Genomic DNA, 14925 nt, shown 5'->3' on the forward strand with positions numbered 1-14925 from the left:
CCAACTACCATTTAATGTTAAATTATGTTTGCTAGTTGCCCTTGACACACCTAAAGATAAATGGTCTTAGGCAGTTAAGGACGGGTGAATGATAATTTTGAACATGACTAATAGACCCGCCTATTGAGATATTTTACCATTTATCTTTGTGGGCGTGTCAAGGGTGCGTTTCACCAACTGCTTTAGATCATTAGGCAGTTATTGTACAGTTATTTAGAACAAAGTCTTGAGATAGTTCAATAAATTTGCACCATCTAGTAGGCATGTTGGACATTGACTCTAACTCTTCAAGGATTACAGGAGTTTTGCCTTCAAGGGCAGAATGTGGTCTTAGAAAGTTAAAGTATGCCACAAACATAGTTACAAATGCAACCGACCCGTTAGGACTTCCGAAGCCAGTAGTAGCTCTATAATTGCCTTTAAAGGTTCGGTTAAGACGTTCAATAATTTGCTTCAATGGCCTATATTCTTTTGAAACTTCATCTTTATTGGTTAAGCCTATAACTTGAGTAACATCGAATTTTATACTATGGCTTGCAAAGAAGTGCTGTGCAAGAAGATATATAGGGTTACCATCAGTTATAAGATTAAGATCTTCAGGTATTTCTTTTAACTTACTTAGAACATCATCGATGGCTTTTACAGCCGTTTCGGTATCTCTATGTGGTGATACTCTGTAAGATAGAATAATCTTTTTAACAGCATCAAAAAAGAAGAAAATATAGTTCCACTTACCGTTAACTTTTATGTAGGTTTCATCGCCGCAGAAAGAGTCAGAAAGTTTATAATCGTAGTTATCTATAAATGGCTTAACTACAATTGAAACGGCATTAACATAGTTTAAAATTGCTTGATGAGATATTTTAATATCATGAATATCTTTAAGCAATGCAGCTGTCTTTCTGGAAGATAAACCGTAGTTAACGTAGTAAGTTAGAATGAGTCCTAAGGTGTAAGAAGAAATCATAATGTTTGGAAGAGAAACCTTTGATTTTACCGGACTTTCTTTAGAAAGTGGCTTAAAGTCAAAAGTGAAATCTCTAAATATGTATCTAACTTTGAACTTACCAGGATTCTTCTTAAAATCTTGTTTTTCAGATTTTGTCATTGATTTAAGATTATTTTGGTAAAAAGAGCAATTATCATTCTTACACTTATAAACGTAGAAATCCTTACGCGCCTTGATTCTTTCAAGTGTTTTACTGCAGTGAGGACATCTTAACACTATGGATTTCTGATAGTAATTTTTAGGATTGAATGTGGTATCACAGACTTTGCAAAGATATTGTCCTCGGCCTCCGTTATTATCGTAAAGATAGGTATGTGGAGCACCACACTTAGGACAGATAACATCCTTAGGAGCTAACGCTTTGTTTTTGCGAGGTTTCACAGGAGCAAATTCTTTGCCGTGCTTAAACTCATATTCAGCTATTAGAAGCTTATAGTTAAGTTTTTCGGGAACATCAAAGATTGGTTGATCATCTACTTGAAGCTTTCGGTATTCTTTCTTAACAGGTTCGTCCGAAATGCTTTTAAGCAAGTTTTTGCCAACCAGCAAAGTCATGAGATACTTTATAATTTCAATAAGATAAATTACAGTTTCAAGAAGAAACTTATTAATCATGGTAATAGCTTGCCTCCTTTTTTAGTTCAGTGTTTTTGTTTTGCAAGTATAAAATATCTTAACTTTTTGGGGGTGGCAAGTTATTTATATAAAAAATAAGAAAAATTAAAGGGTTGCTGCCTTAGTTAGATAAAAAACTTTGACAGTACCATTTAATTTGTAGGAGTGTAAAAATGAAGGTTAGTATAAACATTATCTCTTCTGAATTAGAGGAAGAAGTTATTTTTAACGTACACAATGTTCAAGAAAAAGTTACTGAAGCCATAGAATTACTGACATCATCAAATGAAGTTATTAAACACTTACTTGGAAGAAAAGAAGAAAAATATTACAAAGTAAACGTAGATGAAATTTTTTATATAGAATCAATAGACAGAAAAGTATTCATCTATACGAAAACTCAAACATATGAAATTTCTGAGAAATTGTATGTTCTTGAGGAACAATTAGCTAGCATGAATTTTATTAGAATTTCTAAATCTTTGCTACTCAATATTGATAAAATACACTCTTTTTATCCAAAGTTAAGCGGAAATCTAGAGGCCCTTTTAACTAATAATGAAAAAGTAATAATTTCAAGAAGATATGTTGCAAATTTAAAAAACAAATTGGGAATGAGGGATGGCAAATGACCTTTAAATATTTAAAAGAAATATTAAAATTAACCTCAGTAGTTTTTACAGTAATAACATTATTTCAGCTTATTACAAAACAATCTTTAGATAATAAAAAGCTTTGTGAATTACTAGCTTTATCATTATCATTGTCATTAATAAAGATGGTTATTAATAAATATATTATTTCTAAGGACTCAATATTTAACCCATTATTATATATAATTATAATTTGGTTAATGATTGCTGCATCAAATTATCTTTTTAACTGGAATATGTCCTTATTATTAATGCTTTCAACGTTTATTGAAGTTATATTCATTTACATATGCGTAAGACTTATTAATTATCAATATGAGAAAATAGACGTGAAGAAAATGAATGAGATTTTAGATAGAAATAGAAAAAATAAAAACCAACAGTAGATTTTTGTTTATTTTTATATTAGTTTTAATACCGCTTAGTTATATAAATATACCGCTTACGTAAATACGTATTGTCCTTATTTAATTTATATTGTACTCTTACAGCATGATATGAATTAAGAAAGAAGGTTATTATTATGATGATTATTAATATTGTTTCAGAGGTATTTAGCCAAACTCCTTTTTATGTTTTGGTTATATTTATTTACCTTTTAAAGCGTGGAATTAATGCTAGTAAAGATGGTGAGTTATCATTTGCTAAAATGTTCATTATGCCATCCATTTTTATTATTTGGGGCTTAGAAAAATTGCTAACTAAATTTAGCTATTTAGGTCTTTCTATGATTTTTTATATCATTTGTATGTGTTTTGGTACTTTAATATCATATTATTTATATTCTCGATATAGAAAAATATATATAAAGGATGGCTCTCTATATAAAACTGGCTCATATTTACCAATAACTATTATGATGACTAATTTTTTTGCTAAATATCTATTAAATGTTGCTATGGCTGTTAATCCGTTGTTATACAGTACACTTTTCTTTAATATTTTGTATTCATTATTATCTGGCTTTTCCGTCGGATTATTTATTGGAGGTATTTTACAAGCATATAAATCTTATTCGAACTTAAAAGCATTAGCTTAGATATATGATTAACACATCTAAATTAAAACTTCACATGTATTTTATCAGTTAAATCCCCTACTAAATTAATATGCTCCCCCTATAGTAGACAGTAAAAATAAAAAACTGTTTTTATAAAGGGAGCATATCAATTTCTAACTTAGTTGATTCACCAATAGTCTTTACGACTGAAGTTTTATCTCCTACTTTTATCTTGTCAATACTTAATCCTTGCATTATTTTAACCTCCTATTATTTTAATCTATACACACCGAAATGTTTAGAGGTCAACGGCCTCCTTACATTTCAGCTCTCCTTTTATCTGATATCTAACATCTTCAATAAATTAAACTAAATTCAGCAGGAGTATAACTCCACCTGAAAAAGTTCTATATTATTCAGCGCTCTTTATTTCATTAACTTGATCTATTAATTCTGGTATTACTTTAGTAAGATCACCAACTATTGCATAGTCAGCAATTTTCATTATTGGAGCTGAATCATCTTTATTTACAGCAATGATTAAATCTGAATCTTGCATACCAGCAACGTGTTGGATAGCTCCAGAAATACCACAAGCTATATATATTTGAGGTCTAACAGTCTTACCAGTTTGACCTACTTGATATGCTCCATCAATCCATCCTTTTTCTACAGCTGCTCTTGACCCAGCTACAGTTCCGCCTAAAGCTTCTGCTAATTCTTTAAGTAATTGGAAGTTTTCTTTGTTTCCAACTCCTCTACCACCTGATACGATGAAATCTGCTTCAGCTATATCAACGATATCTTTCTTAGCTTTTATAGTTTCTAAAACTTTAGTTCTTACATCGCTATCTGCTAATTTAACATCAACTTTTTCAATTTTACATTTAGATGGATCAGTTGTAATCTTTGCAAATACTCCTGGTCTTACTGTTGCCATTTGTGGTCTATGTTCCGGACAAGCAATTGTAGCCATTAAGTTACCACCAAATGCTGGTCTTGTAGCTAAAAGATCGCCATTTGTAACATCAACGTCAATTGATGTACAGTCTGCTGTTAATCCTGTTGATAATCTAGCAGCTATTCTTGGACCTAAATCTCTTCCGATGAAAGTAGCTCCTACGAATAATATTCCTGGTTTTCTTTCATTTGCTAAATCACAAATAACTTTTGTGTAAGCATCAGTTGTATAGTGTTCTAAGTTTTTATCATCAGCAACTAAAACTTCATCTGCACCGTGCTCTGCTAAAGTTTTTGCTAATCCTTCTATGTTGCTACCTAATAATAAAGCTGTAAGATTTACTCCTAATTCATCAGCAATTCTTCTACCTTCACCAAGTAGTTCTAAAGATACTTTTTGTAATTCGCCTTCTCTTTGTTCAGCAAAGACCCAAACGCCTTTGTAATCTGCTATATTCATAATAAATTACCCTCCTATTATCTTAGATGTAGTGTTTTTCTTTTAATTTTCCTACAACATAGTATGCTGCATTTTTAGGTGTTTCTCTTACGATTTCTCCTGCACCTTTAACTTCCTTAGTCATTGACTTCTTAACCTTTGTAGGTGAGCCTTTAAGCCCTAATTCAGCTACATCTACATCTATATCAGCTGCGCTCATAACTTTGATTTCATCATCTGAAGTTTCGAATATATCTAAAACATTCATATATCTTGTTTCATTTAATTCTTCGATTGCAGTTAATAGACATGGAGTTTTAACTTCTACTACTTGATGTCCATCTTCTAGTGCTCTATTTACTATTAATGTATTTCCTTCAACTTTAACGTCTTGAACGTAAGTTACTTGAGGAATGTTTAAATGTTCTGCTATTTCTGGTCCTACTTGTGCAGTATCTCCATCAATTGCTTGTCTTCCAGCGAACACTAAATCATAATCTAATTTAGCAATAACTCCAGCTAATGCTTTTGAAGTTGCTAATGTGTCAGCTCCTCCAAGTGCTCTATCTGTTAAAAGAATAGCTTCATCAGCTCCCATACATAATGCTTCTCTTAAAACCGCTTTAGCCATTGGAAGTCCCATACTTATTACAGTAACTTTTCCTCCAACTTTTTCTTTTAATTGTAATGCACCTTCTAAAGCATGCTTATCTTCTGGGTTCATTATTGATGGAACACCATCTCTTATTAATGTGCCAGTTTTAGGATCAATTTTTACTGCTGTAGTATCTGGAACTTGTTTTACACAAACTACTATATTCATTTTAAAAGTCCTCCTATCTTAAAATTCTTCCTGCGATAACCATCTTTTGAACTTCTGAAGTTCCTTCGTAGATTTCGCATATTTTAGCATCTCTCATCATTCTTTCTAATGGGTATTCTTTAGTGTAACCATATCCACCAAAGATTTGAACTGCCTTAGTTGTAACTTCCATTGCAACATCTGCGGCAAATAATTTAGCTCTTGCAGCATCTATTGAGTAAGGCTCACCATCTTGCTTCTTTGTTGCAGCTAGGTATACTAAGTATTTAGCAGCTTGGATTTTAACATCCATTTCAGCTATATACCATTGTAATCCTTGGAATGCTGATAATGGTTTACCAAATTGTTTTCTTTCTTTCATATAGTTAACTGCTTCTTCAAAAGCACCTTCTGCAATACCTAGAGCTTGGGCAGCTATACCAATTCTTCCTCCATCAAGAGTTTTCATTGCTATTCCGAATCCCTTACCTTCAACACTTAGTAAGTTTTCTTTTGGTACTATACAGTCTTCCATAACTAATTCAGTTGTTGAAGATGCTCTAATACCCATCTTGTTTTCTATTTTTCCTATTGAGAATCCTGGGAATGATTTTTCAACTATGAATCCTGAAACACCTTTAGTACCCTTGCTCTTATCTGTCATAGCAAATATTATGAAAGTTTCTGCAACTCCACCATTTGTTATAAAGATTTTTGAACCATTTAATACATAATGATCCCCTTCTAATACAGCAGTTGTTTGTTGAGCTCCAGAATCTGTACCAGCACCTGGTTCTGTTAATCCGAAAGCACCAATTTTCTTACCACTACAAAGATCAGGCAAATATTTTGCTCTTTGTTCGTTAGTTCCATTTTCATTAATTACTGTTGCACATAATGATGTATGCGCTGAAAGAATAACTCCTGTAGTACCACAAACTTTTGATAATTCTTCCACAGCAATTATATATGAAAGAACATCTCCGCCTGCTCCGCCAAATTCTTTTGAAAATGGGATCCCCATCATTCCAAGCTTAGCCATTTTTTCAACGTTTTCCATAGGGAATCTTTCTGTTTCGTCGATTTCAGCAGCTATTGGCTTAACTTCATTTACTGCGAATTCTCTAACCATTTGTTGTACTAATTGTTGTTCTCTAGTCAACTTAAAATTCATTAAATTACCCTCCTTGTTAATTAAACCTATTTAATAGCAGATAAATATATATAAATCTTTAATATATTATCAATTAAATACTATTCATAACTTTAAAATTTATTATCTATTCTTAAAATTATTTTCTGATCTTCTCACAAGTTAAGAAATCTGTTGCTCAATTGACTTAAAGACAAGTTACTAAGTATTAAATTGCTTAGTATTTAAATAAAAATGGATGTTTATCCTTTATCGGGATAAACATCCATTTTTTATTATCATATGGAAAATGCTCTTTAAATCAAAACGTGACCACATTGTTATGAGGCATTTCAAATCTTATTTAAATTAATATATAAGGTTGACTGCAAATAGAATGTACTTTCTCCAACATATACATAATATATCCAAAGTACTATTGTACCTTTAGGGGATTCTCATCCTTTATTGTACTACACAGCATTATAAAGTTATGTATATATTCTGTTAAATGCTTGTTTTTATGATATGAAATATAGAACTTCCTTGTAAAATTATATTCTTCTAAATTTATTTTTGCGATTTTTCTGTTTTTTAATTCGTCTTGTATTAAGTATTGAGATAAAAGTGCTATTCCTTTATTATGAATTACAGCTTCTTTTATAGAATCAATACTTTTGCAAATCCATGTAACATTAGGAATAATATGCGATTCATCAAAAATATCTTGAAGCATTTTTTGAGTTCTGCTTCCAGGTTCACGGGCTATTACTGGTTCTGAGCTTAATTGATTAATTTTAATTGTTTGTTCAGCAAGGGGATTTTCTGGATGGCAAACAAGCATTAGTTTATCATCTAAAAAATCAACATATGTTAACTCACTGCAAGGAGATTCCATTTGAATAATGGCTACATCCAAATCATATGATAATATCTTTTGTTCTATGTAGGAGCTATTTCCAATTTCAACTTGAATATTTACGGAAGGATAAAGGTTCTGGAATTTCTCTAATATTGGGTAAATTAATTTATGACCAATTGTGGTACAAACTCCAATGCGTACTAGTCCTTGATAGGAAAGATTTCTCATTTTTAAGTTCATTTGCCCTAAATCATATAATAATTGTTTTGCATGGAAAAGCAATTCCTTTCCATTAGAAGTCAAATATAGTTTTTTAGATAATCGCTCAAATAACTTTGTATTATATTCATTCTCCAGCGCTGATATTGACTGACTAACGGATGATGGCGATATATATAATTTTTGAGCGGCTTTACTCATACTCATTTGAGTACAAACTTCTACAAATATTTCTAAATCACGAATTGTCAATTGAAATCCCCCATTCCATATAGTTAAGTATTTACTAATCATTATATAATATTATTCATATTTTACAAAGCATTATAGAGGTGATAATCTAAAAACAAATAAGTGCCTTGATTAAAGGGGATGTAAATTATGCAAAAAATATTGATTGTTGTCATTGATGGGTGCTCTCCAGAGTATTTTACTTTAGAAAATGCACCAAATATTTATGGTTTATGTGAGCAAAAAGGATTCATAAAAAATATCTATGGTGCAGTTCCTACTGTAACCAATGTTAATCATGCCTCTATTCTGTCAGGACTTTGGCCAAATGAGACACAAATGGTAGGAAATTTCTTTTATGATCACATAACAGGAAAGTCTGGATTTATACAAGAGAAAGGATTTATGAAAGCTACTACAATATTACAGCACATTAAAAGTATTGGTGGTAAAACTGCTTTATTGACAGTAAAAGGAAAGATTCTTGAAGTATATGGAGAAGATGTTGATTTAGGAATTAGTGCTGAAAAGCCTGACCTTAACCTTTTAGAGCAGCTAGGCATTTCTATGCCGCCAAAAATACAAAGTGTAGAAAGTAGCAAATGGATTTTAGATGCAGCCTATACGTGCATACAAAAAGAATCTCCTGAAATTGTGTACTGCACTACTAATGACTATATTATGCATCATTATGGACCAAACTCTGAACAGGCTAAAAAGCAAATAAGCGATATTGATAACTGCATCAAAAAAATACACGAATTAGAACCAACCCGCCAGATTTATATTACTGCTGACCATGGAATGAATAAAAAAACTACTCTTGTAAATTTTCAAAATTTATCTGAACAAGCAGGTTTTCATGTTGTATGCGTACCTCCAATGAAAGATAGATATATTGAAAATCATGCATATCAGGAAGGTGGAACACTTTATGTGTATATGAAAAATGCAGATGAAATGGAAAAGTATCTCCAATTTGTGTCTGCTCAAATATCAGTTGACAAAATTATGAATAACAAAGAAGCTGCTGAACTTTATCATTTGCCAATAAATAGTATAGGAGACTACGTCATTTTTGCCTCTGAAGATTATGCATTTGCTGAAATTGAAGGTATTTATTTAAATACTAAAGACATACGAACTCACGGCTCCCTTTATGAAATGGAAATACCTTTAGCAGCAATTAATCCTGTTGCATCACAAGAAAAGTATCAATTCAGTAAAGATATAACTTCAAATATTTTGCAATTGTTATCCAGATAGCAGTGTAGACATTTTGCAAAGACTATAATTGTAAATATCAAACGGATTTTCTTCGAAATAGATATAGAGCATGAAAGGTGGTTTAAAAATGAAAATTCTTATAGTCGGATATTATACTGAGACCTCAAAATCAAATATTGTAAGGCATTTTCCAGAAGACTGGGACATTGTAATTGTCCAGCCTGGAAAAGAAATGTTGCATCATATTGAAGATTGTCAGGTACTCATACCTGAACATATTAAAGTGGACAGCGGTCTGCTTTCTATAGCAAAAAAATTAAAGTTGGTACAGACGGGTGCTGGATTTGACAATGTAGATATAGATGCCTGCACACAGTACGGTATTTGGGCGGCCAATGCTGCAGGAGTGAATGCACAGGCAGTTGCAGAGCACGTAATGGCGCTGATATTGTCTTATTATAAAAATATACCGTTTCTTGATGCTTTCATGAAGAACAAGATAGATGAAAATGAATTGCAGTATACAGGGAGTGAATTAAAAGGCAAAACCATCGGGATTATAGGTTTTGGCTCCGTCGGTAAAAAAGTAACTGAGTTTTGCAGGGTCTTTGATATGAATGTTCTGGTTTATGCTAGAAATCCCGTTGTACAGTCTGACGGTTTTGTGAAAATGACGGATTTCGATACTCTTGTAGGCGCATCAGACATAGTAAGTGTGCATGTATCCTTAAATCAGCAAACCAAACAGCTAATCAACAAAGATGTATTCAAGAAAATGAAGAATACTGCACTTTTTGTCAATACAGCCCGCGGCGGAATTGTCAATGAAAGAGACTTGATAGATGCATTAAAAAATAGAGACATTTCAGGAGCATGCCTTGATGTGTTTGAATCTGAACCTCTTCCAATTGACAGTGAACTCCGAAATCTAAGAAATGTGATACTTACTCCTCATACGGCAGGCTTGCCTGATGGTCTCAAATTCCATAAAAAAAGATATGATTTCTTCGTGAATAATATAAAGCGTGTAGAGAATGGTGAAGAGCCTGAAAGCAAGCTCAATCAGTTATAGTTTTTCTGCAATAAAAATAAGAACCCTTTATTCTACTTTGTATATGAATATTATATACAAAGTAGAGAAAACCTTTTTATCATATAAATTATTTCCTATATATCAAAACCTATTTGAACTTCATTATTCTCCTCTTCAAAAGCTTTCATATAATTAAAAACTTCTTTCACTCCAAAAATAATATTATTCTGCTGACAGGTGTCTTTAATAATTTTCATTAATTTTTCATGATTCTTACTTAACACTTCATAACTATTCCCATATTCTCTTATATATTTTTCTTTTAAACCTTTAAAATGCTTATCTAAATTCTTATAATAATATTCCCTATTTCCATTTCTTAATGTTAATCCAATACCAAATACTATAATTCCTTTAACTTTAGCTTCTATACAATAATCTAAAACTCCTCTTATATTTTCCTCTGTATCATTTATATAAGGTAAAATAGGACTTAGCCAAACTACCGTAGGAATTTTGTTATCCCTCATTATTTTTAAAACTTCGAATCGTTCTTTTGTTGTAGAAACATTAGGTTCAATAATCTTACATAATTCTTCATCATAAGTTGTTAATGTCATCTGCACAACACACTTTGCTTTTTTATTTATACTTGTTAGCAACTCTAAGTCTCTTAAAATTCTATTTGATTTAGTTTGTATCGCGAGTCCAAATCCATACTTATCAATTATCTCCAAACATTTTCTTGTATTTTGAAGATTTTCTTCTAGATGAATATATGGATCACTCATTGCACCTGTTCCAATCATGCACTTTCTTCTTTTTTTCTTAAGTGCGTCCTCTAATAACTGCAGCACATTAGCCTTAACCTCAATGTCTTCAAATATATGATCCATTCCATAACAATGACTTCTGGCGTCACAATATATACATCCATGAGTACATCCTCTATAAATATTCATTCCATTACTACTAGATAATATACCTTTTGCCACTACATCATGCATAAAATCGTAACTCCCTTCAAATTAACACTGTACAATTAACAATTAAAAGTGATTAATCTTATCGAATTCTTTCCAATAGTTTCTGAAATAAATTAAATCCTTCATTCCAATCATCTATATTGGATTCACTATTTATATGACCCTTTCTACCCACAGATACTGTTTCAAGGCCCCACTGTTTGCCTTTTTCTATACAAAACAGAGATGAGGAATATTGATCATTCTCACTATAAATTAGCATTCCAGGCAACTCCAGGTTATCCTCTGGCAAATGTTCAAATGAGTCTAAAAAATTTGGAAATTGTTCCTTGTTTGGATCTGGTGGAGCCACTAAGAAGACTGCTTTCAAGTACTTTCGTATCTTAGGCATGGCTTTTACAGTAAGCAAGCAGCCAAGGCTGTGTGCAACTAATACTACATCGCAGCTATTTTCTATTGAAAGATTTTCTATTAAATTTTTTTCCCATTCTTTATATACTGGATAATCCCATTCCTCTTGGGCTATTCTTTTAAATCCATATTTTTTCTCCCAAATACTCTGCCAATGCTCTGGCCCAGAATTATTAAGGCCAGGAACTATCTTTATATTCATTATTAACACCTCAAACCATCTTACTTTTTCTAAAAGATTTCATTTTTGTACCAAATTCTAACATACATATATGCTGATGTAAATGCAGTTATTAAAAGCAAATATAAATTGAATATTGTGCTTTCCTTTGCATTTCAGCATTTATTTTTAGTATGCTCAAGCTACGTTTTTAACTTGATAATTAGATTATTATACCTTCAAAATGATCCATTTCATGTTGAATTATTTGTGCTGTAAATCCATTAAACACTTGTTTCTTCTTATTAAAGTTTCTATCAAGATACATAACCTCTATCGTTTCATATCTCTTTGTCTTTCTAAATCCAATTAAAGATAAGCAACTTTCTTCTGTTTCATAAGGCTTTTCCTTTTTTAATATAACTGGATTTATCATAGGTACAATAAAATTGCCTACAGTAAATACTAATATGCGCTTCTTTATTCCAATCATATTAGCCGCCAATCCAACACAATGCTCTAAGTTTGCTCTTAATGTATCTATTAAATTATCAATTACTACCATATCATTTTTAGTTGCCTCTTCTGATTTTTGCCCTAAAAATAATATATCTTTTACTATTGGTTTTATCATACTTTATACCTCTTTTTCAGTTATATTTTTTATAAAGAATAGGATGTAGTCTTAAAATACATCTTATAACCTAATCCTACTAAATAAATTTGCGTAACTATATCATTTTGTATAATTAATTATAAGTTCTTTATTTAATACACATCTTTGATTAAAAAAATTATAACATAAACCAATGATACTTTTAATATCATTGGTTTATGTCTTAGTATTTGATCATGTTCTATTTTTTTAGCAAAGACTTCTCTCTTTTTAGATTCCGCCCTAAATCATTTAACTTTCTACAATTTTGTTCTCTCTTCAAACTTCTTATATCTCAATATAAAAACTGTTCTTCTATCTTAAATCACATAAAAATCCAGATTTTTTTTGAACCTACAGCCTTCTAACCCGCATTATTCAAGCATATTCTTCACCATATTTATGGTAAAGAATATTAGAATATAGTGATTCTACTGACTCATTTTTATTTAGAATCTGAATTAAAGAAAACTCGTAAAACATCTGTCCACTACATTTAACTCTGTATTATACTTTTAACTCAAGAAGACCTTATTATCATTATTAATATTTGACATTTGTATTTGATAGTCTTCTAATGATATATGTCCTCCAGCAAATTTATTTTCTAGTATTGTCATCTTTTCAGTCTTTGTTAAAACTCTTTCACTGTCTATGTTAATAGCATCTTCTTCACCTTCTAGTGGAGTTAATATATGATTTAATTTATCATATGCTTCAAAATACCTAAGCCCAAATATTCTCTGTGAAGCTGCATTTATATGAATACCATCAGGATTAGCTGTTAAGCCTGATGCTGTTACGAAATAACAATTCTTGTGGCCTTTGGCAAACTCTAAGAGTTCCTCATTTACTTTAGGGTATTCTGGAAAATACGCACCTAAAAATCCACTTCCTAAATAATCTCCAATTTCACCTATAATAATAGGAATATCTGGCTCACCAAGCTCTCTACGAAATGCATCAACAATTACTGAAAACTTTTTATTATAAACCTTGTAAAGCCCTGAAAGAGAATCACTTTCACCTTGATGCCATAGAATTCCCTTAAGCTTACTACTTTCTTTAGCAAGTTTTGCTTGTAATATAGCATGTTTGAATAATGGACCATCCACTGACCAATCATCTAAACTTGTACCACCATCAGCACAAGGTATTAAACCTATTTCTTCATCTTTATTTTTTCTACACCATGCAGCAGCAAAAGAAGCCGCCGGACCAATGCCAGAATAAGGTCTATCATAGTTTATAGGCTCCGTCATTATTTGCCATATCCCATTACGCATTACCTTTATACGTTCATTGCAAATTAGTGGAACATCTTTTAAAAATCCTCGGCCAGCCATGTTTGATTGACCAACCATTAAAAACGAATTTATCATAATTATCTTTTCCTCCTTGTTTATCAATCCACTTTCTAGACTACACTTTAATTTTATTAATCGACCTATGTACTAACTGATAAATCTTCGAAATTCCTTAAAATCGAGGTTTATTAATTATCATATTAGATTTATTATTTGAACATATGCATATAGCTAAAGTCTTTATTATTATAGACTTTGTACTTGAAGATAATAAAATATTAGCCTTTGATAAATAATGCAAACATTAGTGCAAGCCTAGGTTATTATTTAAAATGTATGTGGATTTTGTTATTGATATTATTTATTCTAAATAGAAATATCAATCTTAGTATTTGCTTAATTACTACTAAAGCATGCTTTTATTTTATGATTTTCTGATCTAATATAATAGCCTTAAGAATAGTTATAATTATTCTTTCCTAAAGAATAACAAAATCGCAGGTCAATATTTTCTTCTATCATCTTTTAAAAGTTCCCCTTCAAAATCAGCCTTTCTCATAATTTATCCCCTCAAGTGATACAATATCCACAGATTTTCCAATATGGTTTTCTAGAGAATAAAAAATGCCTATAGATTAAACACTTTTTTCATGTGTCTATTCCATAGGCATAATTTTAGATATCTCTTGTTTTATTTATTCACTATTTTTCTTACTGAATCATATGATAAACAATATTTATCGGCAATATTAGTTATTGTCGCTCCATTTTTATATTGATTGATTATTTCACTATTACGTTTCTTATAATATTCTCTTGAACCACTATTTTCTCCCCACTTTCGTTTTTTTCTAGAAGCAGGAATATATAACAATTCTCCATCTACATAATTTAAAATTTCATTCAATAATTCTTTTGGAAGCACATCTGCTGCATTGATATATTTCATGCTCCTACCCCTTTACTTAATTAATAAATAAAGTGCAGAATCAGCAGCTAATGCAACTTTTTATCCCACGCAGTTTGTTGCATTTCTACTATTCTGCATGGGCATAAGCACTCTGTAAGTTATTTTCATTTTTTAAATTTATAAACATACCTACCACCTCCAAAGTCCTATAAAATGATATATATGAGTATAACATAATTAATCTTTAAATCCAATGTCTGAACACTTCAATTTTTTAGAAGTCTATCTCATCAAGTTTTATTTTCTCATTTTTG

General features: G+C 31.1%; 15 protein-coding genes. 5 read left to right on the forward strand and 10 right to left on the reverse strand.

What is annotated here, in order from left to right:
- Nucleotides 1-190 precede the first annotated feature (190 nt).
- The gene (locus tag PZA12_RS17905; protein ID WP_168983577.1) at nucleotides 191-1624 is read right to left on the reverse strand and encodes a DDE-type integrase/transposase/recombinase; all 1434 of its coding nucleotides are present in this window, start codon (nucleotides 1622-1624) and stop codon (nucleotides 191-193) included.
- Between the two features lie 173 nt (nucleotides 1625-1797).
- On the opposite strand from PZA12_RS17905, the gene PZA12_RS17910 reads away from it, so the two are divergent.
- The 3 genes from PZA12_RS17910 to PZA12_RS17920 all read left to right on the forward strand — a co-directional run bounded on the left by PZA12_RS17910 (nucleotide 1798) and on the right by PZA12_RS17920 (nucleotide 3316).
- On the forward strand, nucleotides 1798-2256 hold the full coding sequence (locus PZA12_RS17910; protein WP_103699411.1) for a LytTR family DNA-binding domain-containing protein: 459 nt from the start codon (nucleotides 1798-1800) through the stop codon (nucleotides 2254-2256).
- Nucleotides 2253-2663, forward strand: coding sequence for a hypothetical protein (locus PZA12_RS17915; protein ID WP_161223315.1), 411 nt, complete (start codon nucleotides 2253-2255; stop codon nucleotides 2661-2663). The genes PZA12_RS17910 and PZA12_RS17915 overlap by 4 nt, the downstream gene beginning before the upstream one ends.
- A 137-nt stretch (nucleotides 2664-2800) precedes the next feature.
- Nucleotides 2801-3316 (forward strand): DUF1453 domain-containing protein, encoded by a 516-nt coding sequence (locus PZA12_RS17920; RefSeq protein WP_103699412.1) that lies wholly within the window; start codon nucleotides 2801-2803, stop codon nucleotides 3314-3316.
- 373 nt (nucleotides 3317-3689) lie between these two features.
- Here the strand turns inward: PZA12_RS17920 and PZA12_RS17925 are convergent, their stop codons facing one another.
- The 4 genes from PZA12_RS17925 to PZA12_RS17940 form a co-directional block, all read right to left on the reverse strand.
- Nucleotides 3690-4697, reverse strand: a complete 1008-nt coding sequence (locus tag PZA12_RS17925; RefSeq protein ID WP_161223314.1) for an electron transfer flavoprotein subunit alpha/FixB family protein — start codon at nucleotides 4695-4697, stop codon at nucleotides 3690-3692.
- A gap of 22 nt (nucleotides 4698-4719) precedes the next feature.
- Entirely contained in the window at nucleotides 4720-5499 is a 780-nt protein-coding gene (locus tag PZA12_RS17930; protein ID WP_173708402.1) for an electron transfer flavoprotein subunit beta/FixA family protein, read from the reverse strand.
- A 13-nt stretch (nucleotides 5500-5512) separates the two neighbouring features.
- Nucleotides 5513-6652, reverse strand: coding sequence for an acyl-CoA dehydrogenase (locus PZA12_RS17935; protein WP_161224329.1), 1140 nt, complete (start codon nucleotides 6650-6652; stop codon nucleotides 5513-5515).
- Between the two features lie 394 nt (nucleotides 6653-7046).
- Nucleotides 7047-7943 carry a LysR substrate-binding domain-containing protein gene (locus PZA12_RS17940; protein ID WP_242984817.1) on the reverse strand — a complete coding sequence of 299 codons (897 nt, stop codon included), beginning with the start codon at nucleotides 7941-7943 and terminating at the stop codon, nucleotides 7047-7049.
- Between the two features lie 129 nt (nucleotides 7944-8072).
- Here PZA12_RS17940 and PZA12_RS17945 point away from each other — a divergent pair, with 129 nt between their 5' ends.
- Both PZA12_RS17945 and PZA12_RS17950 read left to right on the forward strand, forming a co-directional pair.
- Entirely contained in the window at nucleotides 8073-9188 is a 1116-nt protein-coding gene (locus PZA12_RS17945; protein WP_103698049.1) for an alkaline phosphatase family protein, read from the forward strand.
- Nucleotides 9189-9276: 88 nt separating this feature from the next.
- Nucleotides 9277-10221, forward strand: coding sequence for an NAD(P)-dependent oxidoreductase (locus PZA12_RS17950; RefSeq protein ID WP_181005984.1), 945 nt, complete (start codon nucleotides 9277-9279; stop codon nucleotides 10219-10221).
- Nucleotides 10222-10316: 95 nt separating this feature from the next.
- Here PZA12_RS17950 and PZA12_RS17955 read toward each other — a convergent pair whose 3' ends face one another.
- The 5 genes from PZA12_RS17955 to PZA12_RS17975 form a co-directional block, all read right to left on the reverse strand.
- Complete coding sequence (locus PZA12_RS17955; protein WP_103698047.1) at nucleotides 10317-11189, reverse strand: SPL family radical SAM protein; 873 nt, start codon at nucleotides 11187-11189, stop codon at nucleotides 10317-10319.
- A gap of 58 nt (nucleotides 11190-11247) precedes the next feature.
- Entirely contained in the window at nucleotides 11248-11781 is a 534-nt protein-coding gene (locus PZA12_RS17960; RefSeq protein WP_103698046.1) for an RBBP9/YdeN family alpha/beta hydrolase, read from the reverse strand.
- A 181-nt stretch (nucleotides 11782-11962) separates the two neighbouring features.
- Nucleotides 11963-12373 carry a peptide deformylase gene (locus PZA12_RS17965; RefSeq protein WP_103698045.1) on the reverse strand — a complete coding sequence of 137 codons (411 nt, stop codon included), beginning with the start codon at nucleotides 12371-12373 and terminating at the stop codon, nucleotides 11963-11965.
- A 536-nt stretch (nucleotides 12374-12909) separates the two neighbouring features.
- Nucleotides 12910-13776, reverse strand: coding sequence for a sialate O-acetylesterase (locus PZA12_RS17970; protein WP_103698044.1), 867 nt, complete (start codon nucleotides 13774-13776; stop codon nucleotides 12910-12912).
- Nucleotides 13777-14392: 616 nt separating this feature from the next.
- Nucleotides 14393-14650, reverse strand: a complete 258-nt coding sequence (locus tag PZA12_RS17975) for a CD3324 family protein (protein ID WP_103698043.1) — start codon at nucleotides 14648-14650, stop codon at nucleotides 14393-14395.
- Nucleotides 14651-14925: the final 275 nt, after the last annotated feature.

The organism is Clostridium beijerinckii, assembly GCF_036699995.1.
Taxonomy (GTDB): domain Bacteria; phylum Bacillota; class Clostridia; order Clostridiales; family Clostridiaceae; genus Clostridium; species Clostridium helianthi.

Excerpts from the sequence above, each read along its gene's own strand:
- PZA12_RS17905 (WP_168983577.1), bottom strand. The coding sequence starts at position 1,624 with ATGATTAATAAGTTTCTTCTTGAAACTGTAATTTATCTTATTGAAATT.
- PZA12_RS17910 (WP_103699411.1), top strand. The coding sequence starts at position 1,798 with ATGAAGGTTAGTATAAACATTATCTCTTCTGAATTAGAGGAAGAAGTT.
- PZA12_RS17915 (WP_161223315.1), top strand. The coding sequence starts at position 2,253 with ATGACCTTTAAATATTTAAAAGAAATATTAAAATTAACCTCAGTAGTT.
- PZA12_RS17920 (WP_103699412.1), top strand. The coding sequence starts at position 2,801 with ATGATGATTATTAATATTGTTTCAGAGGTATTTAGCCAAACTCCTTTT.
- PZA12_RS17925 (WP_161223314.1), bottom strand. The coding sequence starts at position 4,697 with ATGAATATAGCAGATTACAAAGGCGTTTGGGTCTTTGCTGAACAAAGA.
- PZA12_RS17930 (WP_173708402.1), bottom strand. The coding sequence starts at position 5,499 with ATGAATATAGTAGTTTGTGTAAAACAAGTTCCAGATACTACAGCAGTA.
- PZA12_RS17935 (WP_161224329.1), bottom strand. The coding sequence starts at position 6,652 with ATGAATTTTAAGTTGACTAGAGAACAACAATTAGTACAACAAATGGTT.
- PZA12_RS17945 (WP_103698049.1), top strand. The coding sequence starts at position 8,073 with ATGCAAAAAATATTGATTGTTGTCATTGATGGGTGCTCTCCAGAGTAT.
- PZA12_RS17950 (WP_181005984.1), top strand. The coding sequence starts at position 9,277 with ATGAAAATTCTTATAGTCGGATATTATACTGAGACCTCAAAATCAAAT.
- PZA12_RS17955 (WP_103698047.1), bottom strand. The coding sequence starts at position 11,189 with ATGCATGATGTAGTGGCAAAAGGTATATTATCTAGTAGTAATGGAATG.
- PZA12_RS17960 (WP_103698046.1), bottom strand. The coding sequence starts at position 11,781 with ATGAATATAAAGATAGTTCCTGGCCTTAATAATTCTGGGCCAGAGCAT.
- PZA12_RS17965 (WP_103698045.1), bottom strand. The coding sequence starts at position 12,373 with ATGATAAAACCAATAGTAAAAGATATATTATTTTTAGGGCAAAAATCA.
- PZA12_RS17970 (WP_103698044.1), bottom strand. The coding sequence starts at position 13,776 with ATGATAAATTCGTTTTTAATGGTTGGTCAATCAAACATGGCTGGCCGA.
- PZA12_RS17975 (WP_103698043.1), bottom strand. The coding sequence starts at position 14,650 with ATGAAATATATCAATGCAGCAGATGTGCTTCCAAAAGAATTATTGAAT.